Annotated in this window: 21 protein-coding genes and 1 riboswitch; of the genes, 13 read left to right on the top strand and 8 right to left on the bottom strand. The window is 68.5% G+C overall.

What is annotated here, in order from left to right:
- The first annotated feature begins 5 nt into the window (after positions 1-5).
- Positions 6-215, top strand: a complete 210-nt coding sequence (locus LNV28_RS13975) for a YgaP family membrane protein (RefSeq protein ID WP_263519176.1) — start codon at positions 6-8, stop codon at positions 213-215.
- Between the two features lie 24 nt (positions 216-239).
- Here LNV28_RS13975 and LNV28_RS13970 read toward each other — a convergent pair whose 3' ends face one another.
- Positions 240-1,052, bottom strand: a complete 813-nt coding sequence (locus LNV28_RS13970) for a TonB family protein (RefSeq protein WP_263519076.1) — start codon at positions 1,050-1,052, stop codon at positions 240-242.
- Positions 1,053-1,186: 134 nt separating this feature from the next.
- Positions 1,187-1,313, top strand: a riboswitch (TPP riboswitch).
- Between the two features lie 258 nt (positions 1,314-1,571).
- Between LNV28_RS13970 and thiC the strand changes: the two genes are divergently transcribed.
- The 6 genes from thiC to LNV28_RS13940 are packed head-to-tail and all read left to right on the top strand — an operon-like array spanning position 1,572 to position 8,114.
- Positions 1,572-3,458 (top strand): phosphomethylpyrimidine synthase ThiC, encoded by a 1,887-nt coding sequence (gene thiC, locus LNV28_RS13965; RefSeq protein ID WP_263519077.1) that lies wholly within the window; start codon positions 1,572-1,574, stop codon positions 3,456-3,458.
- A gap of 1 nt (position 3,459) precedes the next feature.
- On the top strand, positions 3,460-4,539 hold the full coding sequence (locus LNV28_RS13960; RefSeq protein ID WP_263519078.1) for an FAD-dependent oxidoreductase: 1,080 nt from the start codon (positions 3,460-3,462) through the stop codon (positions 4,537-4,539).
- Complete coding sequence (gene thiS / locus LNV28_RS13955) at positions 4,536-4,754, top strand: sulfur carrier protein ThiS (RefSeq protein WP_263519079.1); 219 nt, start codon at positions 4,536-4,538, stop codon at positions 4,752-4,754. Before LNV28_RS13960 ends, thiS begins: the two co-directional genes overlap by 4 nt.
- Positions 4,755-4,778: 24 nt before the next feature.
- On the top strand, positions 4,779-5,588 hold the full coding sequence (locus tag LNV28_RS13950; protein WP_263519080.1) for a thiazole synthase: 810 nt from the start codon (positions 4,779-4,781) through the stop codon (positions 5,586-5,588).
- Positions 5,585-7,219 (top strand): PfkB family carbohydrate kinase, encoded by a 1,635-nt coding sequence (locus LNV28_RS13945; protein ID WP_263519081.1) that lies wholly within the window; start codon positions 5,585-5,587, stop codon positions 7,217-7,219. The genes LNV28_RS13950 and LNV28_RS13945 overlap by 4 nt, the downstream gene beginning before the upstream one ends.
- Positions 7,220-7,238: 19 nt before the next feature.
- Positions 7,239-8,114 (top strand): ion transporter, encoded by an 876-nt coding sequence (locus tag LNV28_RS13940; protein WP_263519082.1) that lies wholly within the window; start codon positions 7,239-7,241, stop codon positions 8,112-8,114.
- Here the strand turns inward: LNV28_RS13940 and LNV28_RS13935 are convergent.
- From LNV28_RS13935 to LNV28_RS13920, 4 genes are all read right to left on the bottom strand, one after another.
- A complete protein-coding gene (locus LNV28_RS13935) occupies positions 8,102-8,956 on the bottom strand; it encodes a hypothetical protein (RefSeq protein WP_263519083.1) in 855 nt (284 codons plus the stop codon). The genes LNV28_RS13940 and LNV28_RS13935 overlap by 13 nt on opposite strands.
- A gap of 92 nt (positions 8,957-9,048) precedes the next feature.
- A complete protein-coding gene (locus tag LNV28_RS13930) occupies positions 9,049-9,945 on the bottom strand; it encodes a PEP-CTERM sorting domain-containing protein (protein ID WP_263519084.1) in 897 nt (298 codons plus the stop codon).
- Positions 9,946-10,137: 192 nt separating this feature from the next.
- Entirely contained in the window at positions 10,138-12,468 is a 2,331-nt protein-coding gene (locus tag LNV28_RS13925) for an ATP-dependent DNA helicase (protein WP_263519085.1), read from the bottom strand.
- Entirely contained in the window at positions 12,465-13,334 is an 870-nt protein-coding gene (locus tag LNV28_RS13920; protein WP_318013856.1) for a hypothetical protein, read from the bottom strand. The genes LNV28_RS13925 and LNV28_RS13920 overlap by 4 nt, the downstream gene beginning before the upstream one ends.
- 114 nt (positions 13,335-13,448) lie before the next feature.
- Here LNV28_RS13920 and LNV28_RS13915 point away from each other — a divergent pair, with 114 nt between their 5' ends.
- Positions 13,449-14,108 carry a TlpA family protein disulfide reductase gene (locus tag LNV28_RS13915; protein WP_263519086.1) on the top strand — a complete coding sequence of 220 codons (660 nt, stop codon included), beginning with the start codon at positions 13,449-13,451 and terminating at the stop codon, positions 14,106-14,108.
- A gap of 23 nt (positions 14,109-14,131) precedes the next feature.
- On the opposite strand, the gene LNV28_RS13910 is transcribed toward LNV28_RS13915, so the two are convergent.
- The gene (locus LNV28_RS13910) at positions 14,132-15,466 is read right to left on the bottom strand and encodes an aminotransferase-like domain-containing protein (RefSeq protein WP_263519087.1); all 1,335 of its coding nucleotides are present in this window, start codon (positions 15,464-15,466) and stop codon (positions 14,132-14,134) included.
- A 104-nt stretch (positions 15,467-15,570) separates the two neighbouring features.
- Here LNV28_RS13910 and LNV28_RS13905 point away from each other — a divergent pair, with 104 nt between their 5' ends.
- Complete coding sequence (locus LNV28_RS13905) at positions 15,571-16,203, top strand: DJ-1/PfpI family protein (protein ID WP_263519088.1); 633 nt, start codon at positions 15,571-15,573, stop codon at positions 16,201-16,203.
- 33 nt (positions 16,204-16,236) lie between these two features.
- Complete coding sequence (locus tag LNV28_RS13900; protein WP_263519089.1) at positions 16,237-16,707, top strand: ASCH domain-containing protein; 471 nt, start codon at positions 16,237-16,239, stop codon at positions 16,705-16,707.
- 169 nt (positions 16,708-16,876) lie between these two features.
- Here LNV28_RS13900 and LNV28_RS13895 read toward each other — a convergent pair whose 3' ends face one another.
- Together LNV28_RS13895 and LNV28_RS13890 are read right to left on the bottom strand one after the other, a co-directional pair.
- Positions 16,877-18,142, bottom strand: coding sequence for a sensor histidine kinase (locus LNV28_RS13895; protein WP_263519090.1), 1,266 nt, complete (start codon positions 18,140-18,142; stop codon positions 16,877-16,879).
- Positions 18,132-19,463, bottom strand: coding sequence for a sigma-54-dependent transcriptional regulator (locus LNV28_RS13890; protein WP_263519091.1), 1,332 nt, complete (start codon positions 19,461-19,463; stop codon positions 18,132-18,134). The genes LNV28_RS13895 and LNV28_RS13890 overlap by 11 nt, the downstream gene beginning before the upstream one ends.
- 160 nt (positions 19,464-19,623) lie before the next feature.
- On the opposite strand from LNV28_RS13890, the gene LNV28_RS13885 reads away from it, so the two are divergent.
- Genes LNV28_RS13885 through LNV28_RS13875 form a run of 3 tightly spaced genes read left to right on the top strand, consistent with a single transcriptional unit; the run spans position 19,624 to position 24,058 of the window.
- A complete protein-coding gene (locus tag LNV28_RS13885; protein WP_263519092.1) occupies positions 19,624-20,913 on the top strand; it encodes an efflux RND transporter periplasmic adaptor subunit in 1,290 nt (429 codons plus the stop codon).
- Positions 20,914-20,958: 45 nt separating this feature from the next.
- Positions 20,959-21,636 (top strand): ABC transporter ATP-binding protein, encoded by a 678-nt coding sequence (locus tag LNV28_RS13880; RefSeq protein ID WP_263519093.1) that lies wholly within the window; start codon positions 20,959-20,961, stop codon positions 21,634-21,636.
- A gap of 16 nt (positions 21,637-21,652) precedes the next feature.
- Complete coding sequence (locus LNV28_RS13875) at positions 21,653-24,058, top strand: FtsX-like permease family protein (RefSeq protein ID WP_263519094.1); 2,406 nt, start codon at positions 21,653-21,655, stop codon at positions 24,056-24,058.
- Positions 24,059-24,070: the final 12 nt, after the last annotated feature.

Here is a 24,070-nt window from a genome sequence, read left to right as displayed (position 1 = left end):
ACACTCTGAGCACCTGGCAAATCGTGCGCATCGCCGCCGGCAGCTTCATCCTGATTTCGCTGGCCCTGGGCCTGCCGTCCAGCCCGCTGTTTGTCTCCAGCTGGTGGCTGGCCTTCACGGCCTTCGTCGGCCTCAATCTGCTGCAGAGCGGCGTGACGAAATGGTGTCTGATGGAAAGCCTGCTGGCGCGGCTGGGCGTGCGCCGCGGCAATTGAGAAGGGCCGCTCGCGCGGCTGCCTTCAATCGACTCGGAAGACCAGCTCGACCGTGGCCTCGCGGGCCTTGGCAATCGGCTCGAAGCGCCACTGATTGACGGCATCGAGGGCAGCCGGGTTGAGCCGGCGATGCGTGGTCTGGATGGCCTCGGCGCGGCCGACCGAGCCATCAGGCATGACCGTGAAGCGCACCTGCACCGTGCCCGAACGCAAGGTCGATTGCAGCTGACGGGGGAACTCCGGCTCCACCATCTTGATGGCCTTGAGCGGGGTTTCCACCACCGGTGGCGGTTCGGCAAAGACAGCGGCTGCAGCCGGCGCGGCCGTCGGCGCCAAGGTCTCGGGCAGCACGGCTGGCACATTCGTCGCGCTCAAGCTGGCCGCAGCCAGCTGGGTGGCTTCAGGGCTCAGGGCCGCGGTCGATTCGGCGCGGCCCGCCTCGACCGCCACATCGGCGACCGTTTCGGTGATGCCACGCCGGTCAGGGTTGCCCGCGGCAGCATTGCGCCGCGCACCGGCCGCATCGGCATTGCGCTCAGGGGCCCGGTTGTTGTTGGGCTTGGCGGCCACCGCGGCAGGCGCCGGAGCGGGCGCCGCAGCGCTCTGCCCCGGCAGGATGATGGCGGGCTTGGCGCCCGGCTTGTCGGCGTGAAAGCGTATCCACTGGAACACCTTGTCGGCGTCACGCTGGGCCCGCTCGGTCGGGCTCAACTCCGTTTTGGCCTTGCTGGCGTCCGCTCCGGCTTGCGCCTGGGCGGCCGGCACGGCGGCCAGACTGGTAACCAGGGCCACGGCCAGACCCACCAGACTCGGGGCCCGGCGCTTGCTTCGACACATGCTGTGCTCCTTGAAAATGGGGGAATGCGCGCGGCCGCAGACTGCGGCGAACCGAAGTTTAGGGAAGGCCGGGCCTTGCGCTTGCTCGGGTTTGCCCGCAGTACAGAGTGCTGCACCTAATGTGGATATACTGCGGCCTCGCTCCGGGGGGCCCTGTTGTGCAATCGTTCACGATGCACCGGGCTGAGATGTGGTGGAAGCCACGGACCCGCTGAACTTGATCCGGTTGATACCGGCGTAAGAAGAGCCCGACCCCCGCCTGGGGTGCGGGCCCTGGACATGCATCGCACCAGGGCCAGCCGCAGTGAACGCGAACGAGACCACACCTCAAAGGTGGCGCCCGGTCCGCCCTCACCGCCGCTGTGACACCCCGGCCCGACGCCCGTCCTGGGCCCCGCATTCCCCAGTCCTGTTGAAGCAGCCCCGCCGCTGCCCGGTCGTGCCCGCCCTTGTGCCGTAGCGCAACCATGTCGATGCCAGCCCTCGCAGCCCCACCAGCACAGCGAGGAATGCATCCCCATGAACAGCATCACCGACCCCGGCCTGCAAACCGCCAGCGCCAGCGACAGCCTTAACACCAGCCTTGAGCTGACCCGCACGCCCCTGCCCGGCTCCAGCAAGATTTATCTCGCCGGCCAGCAACACCCCGAGCTGCGCGTGCCCATGCGCGCCATCGCGCTCAGCAACGGCGAGGTGGTCAGCGTGTACGACGCTTCCGGCCCTTACACCGATGCAGCCGCAGCCATCGATGTGAAGCGTGGCCTGCCCACCCCGCGCGCCGCCTGGGTCGAAGCGCGCCAAGACACCGAGCCCTACGCCGGCCGTGCCATCCAGCTGATGGACGACGGCTTGCGCGAGAGTGAGCAGCAAGAAGCTCTGCTGGCCCTGAGCGCCGGCCTGCGCCGCACGCCACGCCGCGCCAAGGCTGGCTTCAATGTCACCCAGCTGCACTACGCCCGCCGCGGCATCGTCACGCCCGAGATGGAGTACATCGCCATCCGCGAGAACCAGCGCCATGAATGGATGCGCGAGTACGAGGCCGATGCCGAGCGCGAAGCCCGCCTGGCCGGCACGCCCATGGGTGCAGCCATCCCGCGCATCATCACGCCCGAGTTCGTGCGCGACGAGGTGGCACGCGGCCGCGCCATCATCCCGGCCAATATCAACCACACCGAGCTGGAGCCGATGATCATCGGCCGCAACTTCCTGGTGAAGGTCAACGCCAATATCGGTAACTCGGCCGTCACCTCCTCCATCGAGGAGGAAGTGGAAAAGCTGGTCTGGAGCACCCGCTGGGGCGCCGACACGGTGATGGACCTGTCCACCGGCCGCAACATCCACACCACCCGCGACTGGATCATCCGCAACAGCCCCGTGCCCATCGGCACCGTGCCGATTTACCAGGCGCTGGAGAAGGTCGGCGGCGTGGCCGAAGACCTGACCTGGGCCCTGTTCCGCGACACGCTGATCGAGCAAGCCGAGCAAGGCGTCGACTACTTCACCATCCATGCCGGCGTGCGCCTGCCCTTCATCCCGATGACGGTCAAGCGCCGCACCGGCATCGTCTCGCGCGGCGGCTCCATCCTGGCCAAGTGGTGCATTGCCCACCACCAGGAGAACTTCCTCTACACGCACTTCGAAGAGATCTGCGACATCATGAAGGCCTACGACGTCAGCTTCTCGCTCGGCGACGGCCTGCGCCCGGGCAGCCTCTCGGACGCCAACGACGAGGCCCAGTTCGCCGAGTTGCGCACGTTCGGCGAGCTGACAAAGATCGCCTGGAAGCACGATGTGCAAACCATGATCGAAGGCCCCGGCCATGTGCCCATGCACATGATCCAGGCGAACATGACCGAACAGCTCAAGCATTGCGACGAAGCGCCCTTCTACACGCTTGGCCCCTTGACCACCGACATCGCCCCCGGCTACGACCACATCACCAGCGGCATCGGCGCGGCCATGATCGGCTGGTTCGGCTGCGCCATGCTCTGCTACGTCACGCCCAAGGAACACCTGGGCTTGCCCAACCGCGACGATGTGAAAGCCGGCCTGATGGCCTACAAGATCGCCGCCCACGCGGCCGACATTGCCAAAGGCCACCCGGGCGCCCGGGCGCGCGACGACGCGCTGTCCAAGGCCCGCTTCGAGTTCCGCTGGCAGGACCAGTTCAACCTTGGTCTGGACCCCGAAACCGCGCGCGATTTCCACGACGAAACCCTGCCCAAGGACAGCGCCAAGGTCGCACATTTCTGCTCCATGTGCGGCCCCAAGTTCTGCTCGATGAAGATCACGCAGGACGTGCGCGAATACTCCGCTCAGTTGGAAGCCGAGGCGGGCATGGCGGCCAAGAGCGCGGAGTTCAAGGCTCAGGGCAGCGAGATCTACATCCCGATCCAGCCCGTCTGAGATGGGCTTGCAGATCGCCATCGCGGGCGCCGGCCTGGCCGGGCGCCTGTTCGCCTGGGCGCTGAGCCGCGCCGGCCACGCCGTGCAGGTCTTCGAGGCCGGCCCCGGCCCCGAACCGCGCTTCGACGGCCATGGCGCGGCCGCCTTCACCGCCGCCGGCATGCTCAGCCCCCTGGCCGAGCTGGACCGGGCCGAGGCCGAGGTGGCCGCGCTGGGTTGGCGTTCGCTGCAGCTCTGGCCCCAGGTCTGCGAGGCGCTGGCGCTCAGGTCTTGCCTGCAAACCCAGGGCAGCCTGCTGCTTGCGCACCGCCAGGACCTGGGCGCGGCCGAGCGGGTGCTGGCCCGCCTGGGTGAACACCCCGAACTCGGCCGGGCGCAGGCCTTGAGCGAGGCCGAACTGCAAGACATGGAGCCCAGCCTCTTGCGTGGACCACGCGCCTGGCTGCTGCCGGGCGAAGGCCTGATCCATCCACCGCGGCTGATGGCTGCGCTGCACGATCAAGCCACCGGCGTGCGCTGGCATTGGCAATCGCCGGTGGAGGCTGTGCAGGCCGGCGAGCTTCGTCTGCAAGGCGGCCAGCGCATCGCCGCGGACTGGGCCATCGACTGCCGCGGCCTGGGCGCCCGGCCGCAAGTTGCGGGCCTGCGTGGCGTGCGCGGCGAGGTGGTGCATCTGAGCCTCAGCGGCCATGGCCTGCAGCGACCGCTGCGCTTGCTGCATCCGCGCCACCGCATCTACCTCGTGCCGCGCACGCCCAACAGCCTGGTGCTGGGCGCCAGCGAGATCGAGAGCGAGGACCGCTCGCCCGTCAGCCTGCAAAGCGCAGTCGAGCTGATGGCCGCCGCCCACAGCGTCATGCCCGCGCTGGCCGAGGCGCGCATCACGCGGCTCGATGTCAATCTGCGCCCCGCCCTGCCCGACCACCGCCCGCTGAGCTTGACGGAGCCCGGCCTGCTGCGCCTGAACGGCCTCTACCGCCACGGCTGGCTGCTGGCGCCCGCCCTGGTCCAGCTGCTGCTGCTGCACTGCGGCCTGGCCTCGCTCGCGGCCCACGAAGAACCTTGCACCGCCACGACATGAATGCTGCCCCCCACATCACCATCCGCCTCGACGAGCAAGACCTGACCCTGCCGGCCGGCCACACCGTGGCCGATCTGCTGGCGCAGTTGGAGCGCCCGCCCGAGAGCGTGGGTACGGCCCTGAACGGACAGTTCCTGCGCCGCGAAGCGCGGGCCAGCACCACGCTTCAAGCGGGCGATCAAGTGCTCTTGTTTCAACCCATCGTCGGCGGCTAAGCCCGATTGCAAAGCCCTTCCGCCATGAGCACCCACACCGATCTTTTCCATCTCCCCGGCGTCGCACTGAACAGCCGCTTTCTGCTCGGCAGCGCCGGCTACCCTGACCCACACACCCTGGCGCGCGCGATTGCCGCCTCGGGCACGCAGGTGCTGACGGTCGGCCTCAAGCGCACCCTGCAGGCGGGCGACAACGGCTTTGTCGCCGGTGCCCTGCAAGCGGCACAAGCCCAGGGCGCGCGCCTGCTGCCCAACACCGCCGGCTGTCGCAGCGCGCGCGAGGCCATCAACCTGGCGCAGATGGCGCGTGAGCTCTACGGCACGCGCTGGATCAAGCTGGAGGTGATCGGCGACGAGCACACCCTGCAGCCCGATCCCTTCGAGCTGCTCAGCGCCGCCCAGACCCTGGTGCGCGAAGGCTTCGAGGTGTTTCCCTACTGCACCGAAGACCTGGTGCTGTGCCGCCGCCTGCTCGACGCGGGCTGCCCCCTGCTCATGCCCTGGGGCGCGCCGATCGGCTCGGGCCAGGGTTTGAACAACATTGCCGGCCTGCGCAGCCTGCGCCAGCGCCTGCCGGACACCACCTTGATCATCGACGCCGGCATCGGCGCGCCCTCGCATGCGGCCCAGGCCCTGGAGCTGGGCTTCGATGCCGTACTGCTCAACTCCGCGGTCTCGCAGGCGCGCGACCCGGTGGTCATGGCGGGCGCTTTCAAGTCCGCCATCGAGGCCGGCCGCGCCGCCTACCGCGCCGGGCTGATGGCCGCACAGGACTTCGCCGTGCCCTCGACCCCGGTCAGCGGCCATGCCTTTCTGCTCGGGAGCGCGCCATGAGCGAAGCCCCAGGCGCGAGGCTCTACCCCCACCCCAGCCTGCCCTCGCCCTGGGCGGCCGACCAGCCCCTTGCCGACTGGCTGCGAGACCCGGCGCCACCGGTGATCTGGAGCCTGGCCGGCCACGACAGCGCGGGCGGCGCGGGACTCTCGGCCGACACACGCGCGGCGGCGGCCTTTGGCGTGCATCTCTGCCCGGTGCTGGCCGCCGTGACGGCGCAGAACTCGCAAGGCGTGGCGGCCGTCTTCCCGCTGCCCGCCGACCAGGTCCGCGCCCAGTTGCAGGCCCTTGCGCAAGACCTGAGCCCGCGGGTGATCAAGACCGGCCTGCTGGCTTCGGTCGCCGCCGTGCAGGCTTTGTGCGAGGTCATCGACGCCTTGCGGCGCGATCAAACGGTGCTGCTGGTCATCGATCCGGTGCTGGGCGCCACGGCCGGCGGCGCCGCGTTTTGCGACGAGGCCTTGCTGCAAGCCTACCGCGAGCAGCTGCTGCCGCGCTGCGACCTGCTGACGCCCAACCGGCGCGAGGCCGAACGCCTGCTGGGCCTGCCGCCCGGCAGTCCCGACAGCCCACCTGCCCTGGCCGCAGCCCTGCGCGAGCTGGGCCCGTGCGCGGTTTGCATCACCGGCGGTGACGACGCCTCCGCCCCGGCCCAGCGGGAGCTGGCCCTGGACTGGCTCGATGTGCAGGCGCAGGACCATCAAGCCCAGGGCTGGCTGGCCCTGCCCCGCCTGCCCAGCCACCACCACCATGGCACCGGCTGCAGCTTTGCTACTTCAGCCGCAGCCGCCCTGGCGCGCGGCTTCCCACTGGCCGATGCCCTGGTGCTGGCCAAGATGGCCACCTGGAGCGCCTTGCGCGCCGGCCACGCGGCGGGCGCAGGCGCCGGCCCGGTGCGCGCCGGGCCCGACTTCATCGCCGACCCCAGCGCCATGCCGGTGCTGAGCTTTGGCGCCGAACCGCTCAATGCCGGCACCGTGCAACGTTGGTGTCAGGTACTTAGCGCGCCCACAGCAGTTTCGCCGGCAGCGCTAGGCCTCTACGCCATCACCGATGACCCACAGCGCCTGCCCGCCTTGGCCAGGGCCGGCTATCCACAGCTGCAACTGCGAATCAAGTCGCACCCGGGCCTGAGCGAGGCTGCGCTGCGTCAGGCCATCACGTCCGCGGTGGAAATTGCCGCCAGCCACCCAAACGCAACGCTGTGGATCAACGACCACTGGCAGCTGGCTCTGCAAGCCGGCGCCCGAGCCCTGCACCTGGGCCAGGAGGACTGGACCGCGCTCACGGACGACCAGCGCCAGCAGATCCTGGACAGCGGCGTGCATTTGGGCCTGTCCAGCCACAGCCTCTGGGAGCTGGCGCGCGCGCGCAGCCTGGCGCCGCATTACATCGCCGGCGGTCCGGTCTGGGCCACGGTCACCAAAGACATGCCCTGGCGGCCGCAAGGCCTGGACAACCTGGCCTGGTGGGTGCGCATGGCCGGCCGGCCGGTGGTGGCCATCGGCGGCATCACCGATAGCGAGCGCGTCACGGCCACGCGCCGCACCGGTGCGGCCTCGGCCTGCCTGGTGCGGGCGCTCGACCAGGGCGAAGCAGAACAATGGCACGCCGCCTGGGATGCCTCTTAGCAGCGGCACAATCGCCGGCATGACTTCGTCTCCAAGCTCTGCCCGACCGCCCGAGTTCGGCCGCCCACTTCAAGGCTGGCGCCTGCGCTGCTACACCATCATCTTCGAGGCCGACACCCGCGCCGGCCGGCTCTTTGACCTGGGCCTGATCGCCATGGTGCTGCTGAGCCTGTTGACCGTGATGCTGGACAGCGTGGCCAGCATTCACAACGAGCATGGCCGCTGGCTGACCGGGCTGGAGATCTTCTTCACCGCCATCTTCTCGGTCGAGTACCTGCTGCGCCTGGCTTGCGTACGCCAGCCGCTGCGCTATGCGCTGAGCTTCTATGGCATCGTCGACCTGCTGGCCGTGCTGCCCACCTACCTGGCCTTCTTCGTGCCGGAGCTCTACGCCCTGGTCGATGTGCGCGTGCTGCGCCTGCTGCGGGTGTTTCGCATCCTCAAGCTCAATGCCTATGTGGCCGAGTACGCCAGCCTGGCTCAGGCCTTGCGGGCCAGCTCGCGCAAGATCTCGGTCTTCATCACCGCGGTGCTGATGATCGTGCTGGTGATGGGCACGGTGATGTATGTGGTGGAAGGGCCGGCCAACGGCTTCAGCAGTATCCCGACCTCCGTCTACTGGGCCATCACCACCATGACCACAGTGGGCTTTGGCGACATCACGCCCAAGACCGATCTGGGCCGGGCGATTGCCTCCCTGATGATGCTGCTGGGCTGGGGCGTACTGGCCGTTCCCACGGGCATCGTGACGGCGGAAATGAGCGCACTGCGCATGGGCACTCCACTCAAGGCCACCACACGCAGTTGCCACGCCTGCCTCAGCGAAGGCCACCAGGCCGACTCCAAGTTCTGCCGCCATTGCGGGGCAGTGCTGCCGCCCTATCAGCGGGACTGAGCCCGCAAGGATGACTCACGCAGACGGCGTCCCTGAGTTGAAAACAGGGCCTGGAGTTCAGGCTTCATGAAGGGCCGCAAGCGCGCCCATGAGATGAGGGCCAGGTCCTCGCCGCGGCAGGTGCGCGAGGGCTCGGCCCAACCGTCGGTTCGCAAGGCCAGACCCCGCCGCGTGGGCACCAGCAACACCTCATCGGACGAGGTCGGCAACGACCCCGCGCGGATGCCGACACGCAAGATCGGACGGCCCGCCTCGTTGCGGGTGTAGAGCGCCGCGTCTGGGCTTTGTTCGAAGAACTCGCAGCCGCCTCGCAGCGCCCCCTTACCGGGACTGCGCAGCTCATGCACGAGCAAGCGGTCGAGCTCAGGCGAGTCCTCAAACCAGGTTGACAGCACATCGACCTCCGCGCCCGTGCGCAGATCAAAGACCTGGCTGCTGACCGACACCCCCGGATGCGGCGGGTCGCGGTAAGCGGTCCACGTGTAGTTCCACCAGACCAGCCAGTCGCGCGAGAACCACTCCAGGCGGCGATGGCCGGTGTCTTCCAAACTCAGCGTGGGATCGGCCAGATCCTCCCGGACTTGCGCCCTCAGCTCTTGCGCGCGCGCCGCATTGAAGCGCTGCATGATGGCGGCCGGCCAACCGGCCAGCAGCTGCGGCGCCACATAGCCGGTCAATCGCTCCTGCAACATGCCTACCTTCAGGTCACCGAACTGCCCGGTTCCGAGGGTTCGCCAACGAGGGCGTTCGGCCGCCGAAACCTCGGCCTGAGCCGCCGACAGACCCAGCGCCAGGGTGAGCCCAAGGGTCAGAACAAGCAGTGCGGTAGAACTCGGTTTCATGGCGCCCGAGGATAGCGGCGCCAAATCAAAGAAAAATGGAACGGCCGAGGCATGGCACAAGCCCCGGGCCACGCCACCCAAGGTCGCGCCATTCAATCCCCGATCTGCCACCAGCGCGGTAGCATGACCCGCGCCTCGCGCTGCGCCCAGCATTGGAGCGGATGGCTGGCACGCCGAAGGCCAGCAAGCGGATTGCAAGTTCGGCCGCCCATGCGGGGCGGCCTGGCTCCAAGACCTGAAGAGCTCGACGCGTCAAAGCCTCTGAATGTGCGCCGGCGACTGGCCCACAATGCGCCGGTCAAGGCGAGCAGCGTCAGAGCCAGGCTCTGGGGCTCCGGCACTGCGGCGAAGACATCGCCATCGCGCACAGCCAGCACGTACCTGGCGGTGTTCTTGGAGGCGATGTCCTGGAAGCCCCAAAGCATGTGGAAGCCCCAGGCGCTGCTTTTGGGATTGGTCACGTTGTCCGTACCGGACCAGTAGCCACGGGAATCCAGATGTTCGAAATCACCCGAGTTCGTCAAGCCATAACCCGCTTGCTGAGCGTAGCTGCCTGGTACCCGTATGCTCTTGTTGCCCAGAACCTGAAAGAACAGGTGCGCCATCTCACTGCCGGTGGTGACGCTGCTGTCCGGGTTGTAGCCACAATCGGTGCCACCCGTGTTGCTGTAGCTGCATCCGTCGTTGCCCTTGTCCACCGTGGTCGGCAAGCGCCAGCCGCTCAGGCCGAAGCGATCCTGCTCGGCCCAACTCTTGGCTGTTGCCCAGACCATCCCTTTGCTGCTGCCGGCACGCAGCCAGGTGACCTTGAAGACCGTGTCGTAGAAGGCTTCAAAGCCATTCGCGGCATTGCCGTCGAGATCACGCCCCAGCAAGGTGGTTTCCCAGGTACCTTGCCCAGACACCGGGCCGGCTTGCGTCAGGCCCGCGCAGCTCAAGGCGCCCAGCAGGGCGACCGTCTTCAAGGTCTGTTTGGTCAAAGCATGCATCGGTTTCTCTCGGGTTGAAGGGTGTGGGAGGCACGGCGGGCTGGCTTCGCCCAACAGGCTCACCAACACTTCAGCCGGGTCAGTGTCCGAACATGCGGACCGCTGTGCAATCCGACCTTGGACCCAAGACCAGGTCTCGAGACCCATCGGCACAAGCGCTGCCGAGCCAAGCGCCGCTCATGAGCCCAGGCCTCAGCCCTCCACCCGCCACCAGCTCGGCAGCAAAGCCCGCACCTCGCGCCGCGCAAAACGGTCGTCCAGCAGATGGATCACACCGCGGTCGTCAGTCGTGCGGATCACGCGGCCGGCGGCCTGCACCACTTTTTGCAGGCCCGGGTAGAGGTAGGTGTAGTCGTAGCCCGCACCCTTGAGTTGCTCCAGCCGCGCGCGGAACTGCTCGTTGACGGGGTTGACCTGGGGCAGGCCCAGGGTGGCGATGAAGGCGCCGATCAGGCGCGCACCGGGCAGGTCCACACCCTCCGAGAAGGAGCCTCCGAGCACCACGAAACCAATGCCCTGGCTTTCGGGCGTGAAGCGCTGCAGAAAGGCCTGTTGCTCGGCCTCGCTCATGCGCCGCGCCTGCGGCCAGAGCGGCACGCCGGGATGCTCGCGGGCGAACAGCTCGGCCGCCTGCTGCAGGTAGTCGTGGCTGCTGAAAAAGGCCAGGTAGTTGCCGGGCCGGTCCTCGAACTGCGCGCCGATCTGGGTCACCAGGGCGGCCAGAGAGCGCTGGCGATCGGCGTAGCGGGTCGAGATCTGGCGTGCCACCTTGACCTCCAACTGCGCGGCCTCAAACGGCGACTCCACCTCCAGATAGGCCCAGTTCTCGGGCAGGCCCAGCAGGTCGGCGTAAAAGCCGGCCGGCTGCACCGTGGCCGAGAACAAGGTGGCCGTGTGGGCGGCCAGCAGGCGCGGCCGCAAAAAGGGCGCGGGCACGATGTTGCGGAGGGCCAGGGTGGTGTGCAGCTTGGCCTGGCTCTTTGCAAAGCCGGGGGCATTGCTGTTGCGCAGGGTCAGGTCGCAGAGCGAATTGGCATCGAGCTGCTCGGCCAGACGGGCAAAGGCCAGGGCCTCGAAGAAGAAGTTCTGCAGCGCCGGCTCCAGCGGCTTGGCCGAGCCGGCCTGCTGCTCGCTGATGGCCGCGGTGGCCTGCTGCAAGGCCTGCATCCAGGCCTCGGGCAACTCCTTCAAGACTTGGTAGGGCTCGGCCGCCTCTTCGCCGGCCGTGCTCTTGCTGAGCTTGGTCCAGGCCCGTTGCAGGCGATCGAGCGGCGCTTTCAGCGAGGGCGGCGCCACCAGCTTGGCACCACGCAAGCTGTCTTGTTCCAGCTCGGCCGAGTACATCTTTCGTCCGCGTTCGAGCAGGTTGTGCGCCTCGTCGGCCAGCAGGCCCACGCGCCAGCCGTTCTGCTGAGTCAGCCCGTGAAGCAAAGCGCTGCTGTCGAAGTAATAGTTGTAGTCGCCGACCACCACATCGGCCCAACGCACCAGCTCCTGGCTCAGGTAATAGGGGCAGACCTCGAAGGCCAGGGCCAGGGCGCGCACGGCGGCCCGCTCCAGCGCCAGGCCACTTTGCACAGCGGCAGCGCGAGCCTGCGGCAAGCGGTCATAAAAGCCCTGAGCCAACGGGCAGCTCTCACCGTGGCAGGCCTTGTCGGGGTGCTCGCAAGCCTTGTCGCGCGCCACCAGTTCCAGCACACGCAAGCTGCCTGGCGGGGTCTTCAGCTTCTCCACGCCTTCCAGTGCCAGCTGGCGACCGGAGCTCTTGGCCGTGAGGAAAAACAGCTTGTCCAGCTTCTGGCCCGGCATGGCCTTGAGCATGGGGAAGATGGTGCCCACCGTCTTGCCGATGCCGGTGGGCGCTTGGGCTAAAAGCACTCGGCCCGAGACCGCGGCCTTGTAGACCCCCTCGGCCAGGGCACGTTGCCCGCGGCGGAAGTCCGCGTGCGGAAACGCCAGAGCCAGCAGGGCCGCGTCGCGCGCCTCGCGGTGCGCCTGCTCTTGCTGCGCCCAGGCGACATAACGCCCGCATTGTTCGGCAAAGAAAGCCTGCAGATCGGCGGCACCGTGCGTCTCGGCAAACACGGTTTCGCTCTGCGCCATGACGTCGAAATAGACCAGGGCCAGCTCGACCCGGGACAGGCCTTCTTGCGCGCACAGCAGGGCACCGTAGACCTTGAGCTGGGCCCAGTGCAGTGCGCGGTGGTTGGCGGGCTGAGCGTCCAGGCTGCCTTTGTGGGTCTTGATTTCCTCCAGGCGCTGGCGTCCGGCGTCCCAGCCATCGGCGCGGCCGCGTACGCGCAAACGGGTGCCGCTGTCTGACTCCAGGAAAACGCCGCTGAGGCTCAGCTCGGTCTGGTAGCCGCTGCCACGCCGGCCGGCCACCAGGGCATGGCCGGCCATACCCTCCAACGCCGAGGGTGCCGGCGTGAAGCGCAGATCCAGATCGCCGGCCTTGGCGCTGAACTCGCACAGGGCGCGGACGGCGACGACCAGCTCTTCGGCTGCAGCGAGATCGCTCACACCGTGCTGCCTGGATCGCCGAGCAGATCCGCCTCGGGCTGCGCCCCCGGCTCGCCCAGATGGGCTTGCGGGCTCTCGCCCTCCAGCCGGTCGGGCGTGGCCTTCGCCAGCGCCATCCAGACGGCAAAGGGCAGCTCGCAGGGCTGGTAGCGCGCCGGGCGCAGCAACTCCAGCCGGCCAGTCTCGACCTTGCCATGCAGCACCCAAACGCCGAATTCAGGCGGCAGCTCCTCGGGCTCGGCCACACCCGCTGGGAAGACGTAGTAGCAGGCGCTGCACAGCCATTGGTAAGACTCGCGCTTGGCCGCATGGCGCAGATCGGACTGCAGATCGGCCCGGCTGGCCTTGACCTCGTGCACCACCGGCTGCAGATAGGCCGCCACCGAGGTGTTGCGCACCGAAAAAAGATCGGGGCGGGCCATGCGCCAGGGCCGCTTCGGGCGGGCCTCGTTCGGCGCGTCCAGCAGGTCTTCGCCGAACAACAAGGGCGCCGGCGAAGCCGTCATGGTGGGCACCATCTCCTCGGCCTGAACTTGCGCGCGCAGCGACAGCTCGCGCCAGACGACGCGGCCGTCTTTTTGCATGAGCTGCTCACTCATGCGCCGGGCCAGACGGTCATGCAGGCTCAAGGCCCGCTGGCCACGCTGACGCGAGGCCGCCAACGCAGCGATACCGGCCGGCGTCAGCTGCAGGGTCTCGTGGCCGCCGGGCGGGCAGCGCAACTCCACCCAGCCGCCGGCCAGCAGGTCGATCTCCAGCGGGTCGCGGCAGGGCCAGCCGCCCGAGCGCCAGATCTTCATCAGGCGGCTCAGCTGCGGGCGAGTGAGCGTGGGCGGTGCGGGGACGGTGGCATCGGTCGAAATCACTGGATAAGTTTACAGTGCAGCCCGGGTGATATTCCCCACCCCCATGTTCGCAGTTGAATTCCTGGCCCAAGCTGAGCATGCTGGCACTTCACCACCATCCCAGGACTTTCAGCGATGCCACTGCCCTCAAGCCGCAAGCCCAGCCCCTCGTCCTGCCAAAGCCGCCGCTTGTTTGCGCTTCCAATCTTGGTGGCCATGGCCGTGGTCGGCCACAGCGCGATTGGCCAAAGCCAAAGCCAGACCCCCGCTCCAAGCAAAGCCTCCGGCAAGACCGCGGCCACTCTGCAGGCCTCGGCGGCGAACATCAACAGCGGCAACACCGACTTCAATGCGCTCTTGATGGCTGGCCCGAGTGGTGCAGGCCTGCCCAGCAATTGGCAACTGCAAGCCAGCAGCCTCAACGGCGAGGCCTTCATACCCAGCCAGTTGCGAGGCCGTGTCGCCGTGGTGTTCTATTGGTCCACCAGCTGCGCTGTCTGCCGCGACACGCTGCCCGAGCTGCGCGCCAACCTGGCCGGCTGGAGCAAGAAACCGGTGTCGGTGGTGCAGGTCAATGTCGACAAACTGGCCGACGATTGGCGCAGCTATGAGCAGATTCGCAACGTCATGCACAAGCCCGTGCCAGGCTTGCACTCACTGCATCTGGACGCCGGCCCCAGCCCCAACAAGCTGCCATTGACCTTGGTCGTTGACGCACAGAACCGGGTGGTGCGCCGCTACGAAGGCCGCATCGCGCCGGAGGCCTGGAACGACGTGGCCGACCTGCTGCCTTGATCGGAGCGCTGCCGGCTCGATGCTCAAAAGCTGTGCGCGTCGAGCACCGCCGCCACGCGCGCCAGCGCGGGCCCGACTTGTGCCAGCGGCAATGAACCCAGCGCCAAGCGCAAGGCGTGCGGCACCGGGCCTGCGCTGACGTAAGGCTCGGCCGTCGACACCGCCAGCCCTTCGCGCAGCAAATCGGCCGCGACCCGGTCGGCGCGGACCTCTTCGCCCAGCGGCAGCCAGACAAAATAGGACGCCGGATGCGCCAGGCGCCGCACATGCCCGAGGGCTTCCGCGGCCAAGGCCTGACGGGCGCGGGCGTCCGCGCGCTTGGCGGTCTCCAGCCGCGCCACCGTGCCATCGGCAAGCCAGCCGCAGACCAGCGCAGTCATCACGCCGGGCGTGTTCCAGGTGGTGGCACGTATGGCGCGAGCGATGCGCTCCACCCGCTCAATCGAGGCCACCACACAACCGACGCGCAGGCCGGTGGCCACGCTTTTGGAGAAGCCGTTGACGTAGACCGTCAGCTCCGGCGCCAGAGCGGCCAGCGGGGGTGGCGCCGGCTCGACCAAGTAGGCGTAGGCCGCGTCCTCGATGATGAGCAAGCCATGGCGGCGCGCCACCGCCACCAAAGCCTTGCGGTGGCTGAGGCTCATGACCCAACCCAGGGGGTTGTGCAAGGTGGGCATGGTGTAGAGCGCCTTGACCCGGCGCCGCCGGCACAGCGCGTCCAGCGCCTGCGGGTCCGGCCCCTGGCCAGCTGCAGGCAGGGGCAGCAGCTCCAAATGCAGGGCCTGGGCCAAGACCTTGAAGCCGGGGTAACTGAGCGCGTCCACTGCCACCACATCACCGGGCTGAAGCAAGGCCATCAGCGTACAGCTGAGCCCATGCTGGGCGCCATCGACCAGCAGCAGCTGACCCCCGCTCACCGTCAGCCCTCGCCGCGCCAGATGGGCCGCGACCTGGGCGCGTTCATGCGGGCGGCCGCCATGGGGCTGGTAACGCAGCAAGGCTTCCAGATCGCCGCCAGATGCCAGCTGGCGCAAGGCACTGCGCAGCAACTCGGCCTGGCCCGGCAAGGTCGGATAGTTGAAACTCAAATCCAGGATGCGCGCGTCGTCCACCTGCTGCTCGATGCCCTGGCCGCGCGGCAGCTGGGTTTCGCGGACAAAGGTACCGCGCCCGGTCTCGCCGCTGACCAGGCCCATGGCCGCCAGCTCGGCATAGACACGCGTGGCCGTCGCCAGCGCCAGGCCATGCTGCGCCGCCAGCTTGCGATGGGTGGGCAGGCGGCTGCCCGGCGGCAAGCGCTGCGCTCGGATTTCGGCCGCCAGCCGGTCCACCACCTGTTTGTAACGCGCTTCGCCCATCGCAATGTATCCATGACAATTTTTTGATTGTCATGGTGTTTCTTCCTAGCATGGGCGCAAATCCAATCGGGATCCGAAACGCTCCACCCAAGCGCACCCAAGCCATGCACATTGCCATCCTTACGTTCGACGGCTTCAACGAGCTCGACTCCCTGATTGCCTACGGCATCCTGATGCGCGCGCGCACGCCTGATTGGCGCGTCAGCATCGCCAGCCCCGTGGCCCGGCCGGTTTCCTTGAGTGGCCTGACGATCGAAGCACAGTGCACGGTGGAAGACGCCGTCTCCGCCGATGCCGTCTTGATCGGCAGCGGCATCAAGACCCGCGAGCTGGTTCAAGATTCGGCCCTGATGCAGCAACTGAAAGGCCTGGACCCGCAGCGGCAACTGCTGGCGGCGCAATGCTCAGGCGCTTTGATCCTGGCAAAGCTGGGCTTGCTGGGCGGCCTGCCCGCCTGCACCGATCTGACGACCAAGCCCTGGGTGCAGGAAGCCGGTGTCGAAGTGCTGAACCAGCCCTTCTTCGCCCGCGGCAATGTCGCCACCGCCGGAGGCTGCCTGGCCTCCAGCTATTTGGCCGCCTGGTTGATCGCTCGCCTGCAAGGTGTCGAGGCGGCGCGCGAGGCGATTCACTATGTGGCGCCGGTGGGGGAGAAGGAGGATGCGGTGAAGCGGACCATGGCTTTGCTCGAAGCCCATATGCCGCATGGATTGATGGCTAGCGACGCGGCACGTTGAACTGGCTCCTCGCCCCGAGACAGAATGCGAGCGATGACCCAGATCCCATCCCATCTGCGCCCCATCTGGCAGGCCTACGCCGCCAGCGTCGGCGGCCTGTCCGAGGACCGCTTTTACGAGGCCTGCCAGTTCGGCGACTCGCCAGCTCTGATCGATGAGCTGGCCCAACTGGTGCTGAGCGGCCGCAAGCGCGCGACCGCCGGCGCCGTCTGGTCCTACGAAGCCTCGGGCCTGGGTTTGCCGCGGCCGGGCCTGTTCAGCATCGTCACGGACGCTGAAGGCCGACCCCTGTGCATCATCGAGACCACACAGGTGGATGTGCTGCCCTTCGACCAGGTCACGGCCGAGTTCGCCGCCATCGAAGGCGAGGGTGACGGCTCCCTGGCCTACTGGCAAGACGCGCACCGCGCCTACTTCACACGTGAATGCGAGCGCGCCGGCCGCCGTTTCAGCGAAGACCTGTTGCTGGCCTGCGAGCAGTTTCGCGTGGTGTGGCCTCGCTAAAGCCACTCAGCAACGCGGCACAAGCTCGCCGCAGCGCCACCTTTTCTCGAGCGAGCCTCGCAAATCAGACATAACTCCAATTCCAAATGCCATTTGCGATGCAGCCGGCGGCTGGCGTCCCGCTACGCGGCCCACCCATCGCGAGAGTGGCAGGTGAAAGCCCCCACGCTCAGAAACTCAAAACAAAACACGCCCCGCCCGCCACCGGCTTGACGTAACGCACCGTGCCACCCATGCCGTGGATCAGCTTGCGGACCAGGGCCAGGCCGATGCCGTGGCTGCCGTCATCCCGAGCCTGGGGGGCGCTGCGGGTGCTGAAGAAGGGCAGGAAGATGTCGTTCTCCAGACCCGGCGGCACGCCGGGGCCGTTGTCGCGCACCTCCAGGGCCAGGCGGCCGCCGCGCACCAGGCGGGCCCGCACGTTCAGACGCGGCTGAGCCAGGCCGGTGGTGGCCTGGGCGGCGTTCTTGATCAGGTTGAGCAAGGCCTGCTCCAACTGGCCCGGGTCGGCGCGCAGACTCAGGCTCTCGGGCTCGACCGTGAAACTGACCTCGCCGCCACGGGCGCGCCAGTCGGCAGCCACCAGTTGCTCCAAACGCGCAAACAGCTCGGACAGCTGCAGCACCTCGGGCTGGGGCGCGGGCAGCTCGCTGATGCTACGGTAATGGCCGACGAAGGCCGCGAGGGAGGCGGCGCGGCGGGCGATGGTGTCCAGGGCCAGGTTGAGGTCGGGGCCGGCCTCGGGGTCGCCCAGCATCTCGCGCGCGGTGCGCGAGAGCGAGGCGATGGGGGTCAGCGAATTCATGATCTCGTGCGTCAGCACATGGACCAGCTGGCGCCAGGCCTTGAGGGTTTCCGCCTCCAGCTCCGACTCCAGCGGCAGCAGGGCCAGCAGGCGCGCGTCCACGCCCCCCAAGCTCAGATGGCTGCCGGCCAGCAACCAGCGCTCTTGGCCGCGCTCGGTGGCGATGCTGAGCAGCTCGCGCCCGGCCTCGCCGCGGGCCTCGCGCAGCTGGGCCAGCAGGGCCTCGCGCTCCAGCGCCCCACCGGGCGCCAGCAGGCGGCGCGCGCGCACATTGAGCGCCGTCACATGCTCGCCGCTGATGCGCAGCAAGGCCACCGGCACATGCTCCAACTCGCCCTCCAGCAGGCTCAGCTTTTGCTGCAGATCGGCCTGCAGCGCCGGATTGCCCTGCGGCTGATCGAGGGCGGGCGCGGGCAGCTGCAAACGACCCAAAGCCAGCCAGCCCCAGCGCGCCACGGCCAGCTGGGCCAGCACGATCAGCACCTGCCAGCGCGGCGAGCCCTGCTGCCAGACCAGGCCAGCGGCACCCAGCGCCAGCAGCAAGGCGGCGAGCAGCACGCGGCCGCGTAGGCGCTGGCTGCGCCGCTGCTGAAGCTGTGCCGGCGACAACGGCGCGCGCTCAGAGCCCATGCTTTTCCATGCGCCGGTAGAGCGCTGCGCGGCTCAGGCCCAGCAGACGCGCGGCCTGGCTGATATTGCCCTCGGCCTGGCGCAGGGCTTCGTCCAGGGCCTCGCGCTCACGCTCATGCAGGCTGAGGCTCGGGCCGGCGCTCGATGTCGCCGCAGCCGCTGGGGCGGGCTTGGTGGCGGCGCTCAAGCCAAAGTCTGCCGCCTCCAGCTGCGCGCCCTGCCCCAGGATCACGGCTCGCTCGCAGGCATGGCGGAGCGCGCGCACATTGCCCGGCCAGTCGTTCGCCTGCAAGGCCTGCCAGGCCGCGGCACTGCAGTCGCGCAGGGGCTTGCCGTACTGCTGGGCATAGGCGGCCAGGTAGTGACGGGCGAGCAGCGGGATGTCTTCGCGGCGCTCGCGCAGTGGCGGCACGCGCAGCACGATGGTATTGAGGCGGTAAAGCAAATCGGGGCGGAAGCGCTGCGGGTCGAACAGCGCCGCTTCGTCGAGATTGGTGGCGCTGACGATGCGCACATCGACCGGCAGCGCCCGGTCGGCGCCCAGCGGCGTCACCTCGCGCCGCTCCAGTACGGTCAGCAGCTTGGCTTGACCGGCCAGGGGCAGGTTGGCCACCTCGTCGAGGAACAGGGTGCCTCCGGCGGCCGCCTGAAAACGGCCGGGCCGCTCCTGGCGCGCATCGGTGAAGCTGCCGCGCTTGTGGCCAAAGAGCTCGCTCTCCAGCGTGGTCTCGGACAGGGCCCCCAGGTCCACGGCCAGGAAAGTTTCGCCGGCACGCTTGCTCCAGGCATGGATCTCGCGCGCCACCAATTCCTTGCCCGAGCCCATCTCGCCCAGCACCAGCACATTGGCCTCGGTCGGCGCCACGCTCTGGATCAAGGCCCGCAGCTCGCGCATGGCCGGCGCTTCGCCGAGCAAGGTCGAAGGCTGGCCGGCTCCGCCCTGCGGCGCACGCCGGGCCAGGGCCGCGGCCACGGTGGCGCAGAGCTTGGCGTTGTCCCAGGGCTTGGTGACGAAATCGAAAGCGCCCGCCTTGAGCGCGGCCACGGCCAGGTTCACTTCGGCGTAGGCCGTCATCACGATCACCGGCAGCTCCGGGCTGTGCGCCAGAGCGCGCTGCAGCAGCTCCAAACCCTGAGCTCCATCGGTGCGGCCGGGCAGGAAATTCATGTCCAGCAGCAGCAGTTCCACATCGCCCGAGTCCAGGGCCGGGGCCAGGTCCTCGGGCTGCTGAAGCAGACGCACCGGGCCGAAGCGGCGCTGCAGCAGCAAGCGCGCCGCCAAGGCCACATCGGGGTCGTCGTCCAGAATCAAAATCGCCATGACGCGAGGTTAGCAGCGCGCCGGGCCGGCCACCTGTCCGATTCCGGACAGGTGTTCAGGCGAAGCGGCAGCCGGGTGTCCGCTCCCGGACAGGCCCGGCGCCATTGCGCCCGAAAACCAGGCAGTACAAGCTGGCATGCGCTTTGCGTTCAATACCGGAATGAATGCGAACTTGCACCGCCTGCCCCCCGTCACCGGCGCCGCCATGGACCGCCCCCTGCCGAAGAAGAAGTACGCCCGCGCCTTGCGCTGGGCCGGTTTCAGCCTGGCCGCGCTGGCGGTGGCCTCCGCGCTCTACCTCAGCGTGCCGCGCGGCCTGTCGGTGCCGCTGAGCGAGCTGAGCCTGTCCACCGTGGCCGACGGCGAATTCCGCGATGAGCTGACCCTGCGCGCCCAGGTCGTGCCGGCCCACCAGGTTCTGCTGGATGCGACCGACGCCGGTCGCGTCGACGCGGTGCTGGTGCGCGACGGCGACATGCTCAAGGCCGGCGCCCTGCTCTACCGCCTGTCCAACCCGCAGCGCGAGCAGGAGGTGCTGCAGCGCTCGGCCGAGGTGGCCCAGCAGCAGGCCAATCTAGCCATGCAGCGCACGGCGCTGGCCAATGCACAGAGCATGCTGCGCCGCGACCTCAGCAGTCTGCAGCATGAGCTGACCCGGGCCGAGAACGACCTGGCCCGCCAGCAAAGCCTGGCCGCGCAGGGCTTTGTCTCCAAATCGGTGCTGGAGGATGCGCAGCTCAAACGCGAGCAACAGCAGCGCCTGCTGGCCCAGGCGCGCGAGGACGGCGCGGCCGAGATCCGCACCCGTGAGCAGGCCGTGGCCGAGATGGAACGCGCGGTCAAGGGCCTCAGCGAAGGCCTGGCCGTGGTGCGGCAGGCCGCCGCCGGCCTTTCCGCCCGGGCGCCGCGCGACGGCCAGCTCAGCGGCTTCAGCCTGCAGGTGGGCAGCAGCGTCAAGCCGGGCGACCGCCTCGGCCGCATCGACGACATCGCCAGCTTCAAGCTGGCCGGCAATGTCGATGAGTTCTACCTGGCGCGCGTGCAGAAAGGCCTGCAAGCGACGCTGGAGGCCGCAGGCAAGACCTGGCCCCTGACCGTCAGCCAGCGCCTGCCGCAGGTGAAGGACGGCCGCTTCGGTGTCGAGCTGGAATTCAGCCAGGGCATGCCGCCGGCCCTGCAGGCCGGCCAGAGCCTGGACGCCCGCATCGTGCTGGGCCAGCCCAGCCGCGCCCGCCTGATAGCCGACGGCGCCTTCTACGGCGACAGCGGCGGCGCCTGGGTCTATGTGCTCAATGCCGAAGGAAGCGCCGCCGAGCGCCGCACGGTGCGCCTGGGCCGCCGTGCAGCCGGCCGCATCGAGGTGCTGGACGGCCTGCAGCCCGGCGAGCGCGTGATCGTTTCCAAGGTGCGCGCCTACGGCGACGCGCCGCTGCTCAAGCTCAAGACCTGACCCCACCCCATTTGCCCAGAACACTCCACGAGGAAGGAACACCCCATGATCCAACTGAAAAACCTCAGCAAGCTGCACCGCAACAGCGAGGTCGAAACCACCGCCCTGAACCAGATCGACCTGCAGATCGAGGCCGGCGAATACCTGGCCATCACAGGGCCCTCGGGCTGCGGCAAATCAAGCCTGCTGTCCATCCTGGGCTTGCTCGACGCACCGAGCAGCGGCGAGTACTGGTTCGAGGGCCAGAACGTCACCGGCTGGAACGAGCGCCAGCTCAGCGCCCTGCGCCGCGGCCGCATCGGCTTTGTGTTCCAGAGCTTTAACCTGATCGACGACCTGAGCGTGCGCGAGAACATCGAGCTGGCCCTGGAGTACGGCGATGTACCGCGCAGCGAACACGCCGGTCGAGTGGATGCCGCCATGCAGCGCCTGGGCATTGACCACCGCGCCAATCACCGGCCTTCACAGCTCTCGGGCGGCCAGCAGCAGCGCGTGGCGATCGCCCGCGCCATCGTCTCGCGCCCGGCCCTGCTGCTGGCCGACGAGCCGACCGGCAACCTCGACAGCGCGCAAGGCGACGAGGTGATGCGCATCCTGCGGGAGCTCAACGAGGAAGGCACGACCCTGGTGATGGTGACGCACTCGCCGGCCCATGCCGCCCATGCCTCGCGTTGCCTGCGACTCTTGGACGGCCGCGTCCTCGTGGACGCTCTGGCAGCCTGAACCCGAAAGCACGCCCATGAAACTCAAAGACCTGCGCGTCAGCTGGCGCCAGCTGCTGGCCGAACCTGCCTACTCCCTGGTGGTGGTGCTGGGCCTGGCCGTGGCCATCGCCGCGGCCTATCTGATCGCCCTGCTGCTCAATGACCGCTGGCTGCCTGACCCCAGCGTGCCGCGGCCCGACCGGGTCGTACGCCTGGAATTCAAGGGCAACATCCCCGGTCGCAACGACGACTGGTTCAGCTCCATGCCCTATGTCTTCCGCTCCGCCCTGCGGGATGCGAAAGCGCCGCTCAGCCATGTGGCGCGGGTGACGGAGAGCAACCTCGGCCTGCGCGTGGGCGAGCAGATCAGCAAGAACCGCATCATGTTCGCCGACCCAGAGCTGGTCGACATCTTCGGCCTCAAGGCCTTGAGCGGTGATGTGAAGGCGGCGCTGAGCAAGCCGGACACGGTGGCACTCACCACCAGCGCCGCCGAGCGCCTGTTCGGCCGCAGCAGCGATGTGCTGGGCCAGCGCCTGCGCATGCGCGGCCAGGAAATGACCGTGGCCGCCTTGCTGCCGCGCCAGGCCGCCAACAGCGAGCTGGAGTTCGATGTGCTGGCCAGTTTCGAATCGCCAGCGGCCAACCAAGCGCCGTGGATGCTGAGCGCCTGGTACTACATCAACGGCAATGTCTACGCCCGCCTGGCCGACGGCGCCGGTGCGGCACAGCTCGGCACCCTGATGCAGTCCATCTTCGACCGCAGTCCCGGCACGACCGAGGTGCCGCCCGAGTGGCGCGCCGGTGGCCGCAAGACTGCTTTCGTGCGCGCCGTGCCCCTGACCCGCATCCCCTTCGAGGGCAGCGGCAGCCAGACCCGGCTGATGCTGTACAGCGCACTCAGCCTCATGGCGCTGACCATGCTGGCCCTGGCTGCCATCAACTACGTCAACCTCAGCAGCGTGCGCACCCTGCGCCGCCAACGCGAGATTGCGGTGCGCAAGAGCCTGGGCGCCAGCCCGGCGCGCCTGGGACTGCAGTTCGTGCTGGAGTCCAGCCTGGTGGCCTTGCTGGCCGGCGGCGTGGGCCTGCTGCTGGCCTGGTTGCTGGCACCGGGCTTTGCCGATCTGCTCGATGTGAAGTTCGCCACCAAGTTGTTCGCCCCGGCGCAGCTGATCAGCCTGGCCCTGGCTTGCCTGCTGCTGGGTGCGCTGACCGGGCTCTACCCGGCGCGCGTGGCCCTGGGCGTGCACTGTGCACCGGCTTTGCAAGGCCGCAAACAAAGCGAAGGTGCAGCCGGCCGCCGCCTGCGCCGCGCCATGACGGTGCTGCAGTTCGGCGCCGCGCTGACCTTGTCGGGCGCCGCCGTGGTGGTGGTCTGGCAAAGCGAGTTCGTGGCCCGCATCAACCCAGGCTTCAAGACCGAAGGCCTGCTGGCTATCGACCTGCCCGAGACCGCCAAGCGAGAGGCCAAGCGCGGCCTGTTCGATGTCCTGCAAGCCCAGGCTGCGGTCAAGCAGCTGGGAATGAGCGACGACATCCCGGGCCGCAACGGCATCGGCAGCGTGACCACCATGGTGCGCGGCGAGACCAAGGTCTCGACCCGCAACAGCGCCGGCGATGCGGGCTTCTTCCGCAGCTACGAGATCCCTTTCCTGGCCGGCAGCCTGGAGGGTGTTCAGATCCCCGAGCAGCCACCCCGCGGCCCCGAGGCGGCCAAGGAAGTCTGGCCCGCTGTGATCGACGCCACCGCAGCCCAATCTCTCGGCTACGCATCGCCCCAGGAGGCACTGGGGCAGATCATCCGCTCCGATGAGCTGCAGGTGCGCGTGGTCGCCGTGGCCGGCGCCATCCGCCAAGAGTCGGCGCGCCAGCTGCAACAGCCCCAGCTCTTCATGCTGCATCAGAACGGCCACAGCGTGCTGACCCTCAACGGCCCGGACATGGCCGCCCTGCGTGCGGCCGTGAGCGAGGCCTGGCCGCGCTACTTTCCGGACGATGTGCTGGTGATGAACAGCGTGAACGAAGAGCTGGCCCAGCGCTACCGCCTGGACCGCAATATCGGCCGCCTGATCGCCGCGACCAGCCTGCTGGCCCTGCTGCTGGCCGCCTTTGGCGTCTACGCCCTGGCGGCTTACACGGTGCGCCGCGCGGCGCTGGAGATCGTCATCCGCAAGCTGCACGGTGCCGGCCACCGTCACATCGCCGCGCTCTTGATCAAGGAGTTCGCGCCCCTGCTGGGCCTGGCTGCCCTGATCAGCCTGCCGCTGATTTGGTGGATCGCCCAGCAGTACCTGAGTGGCTTTGTCGAGCGCGCGCAGATGGGCGGCTGGCCGATGCTGGCGGCCACGCTGGTCACCTTGCTGATGAGCGGTCTGGCCGGCCTGCGCCATGCCCTGGCGGCCATGTCCATGCGGCCCATCCTGGCCTTGCGCGACTGACTGAAGGAGGCC

The organism is Paucibacter sp. DJ2R-2 (assembly GCF_025717675.1).
Classification (GTDB): Bacteria; Pseudomonadota; Gammaproteobacteria; order Burkholderiales; family Burkholderiaceae_C; genus Paucibacter_A.
Note: the sequence above shows the minus strand (reverse complement) of the source record. Positions and strands in the feature narration are given on the sequence as shown.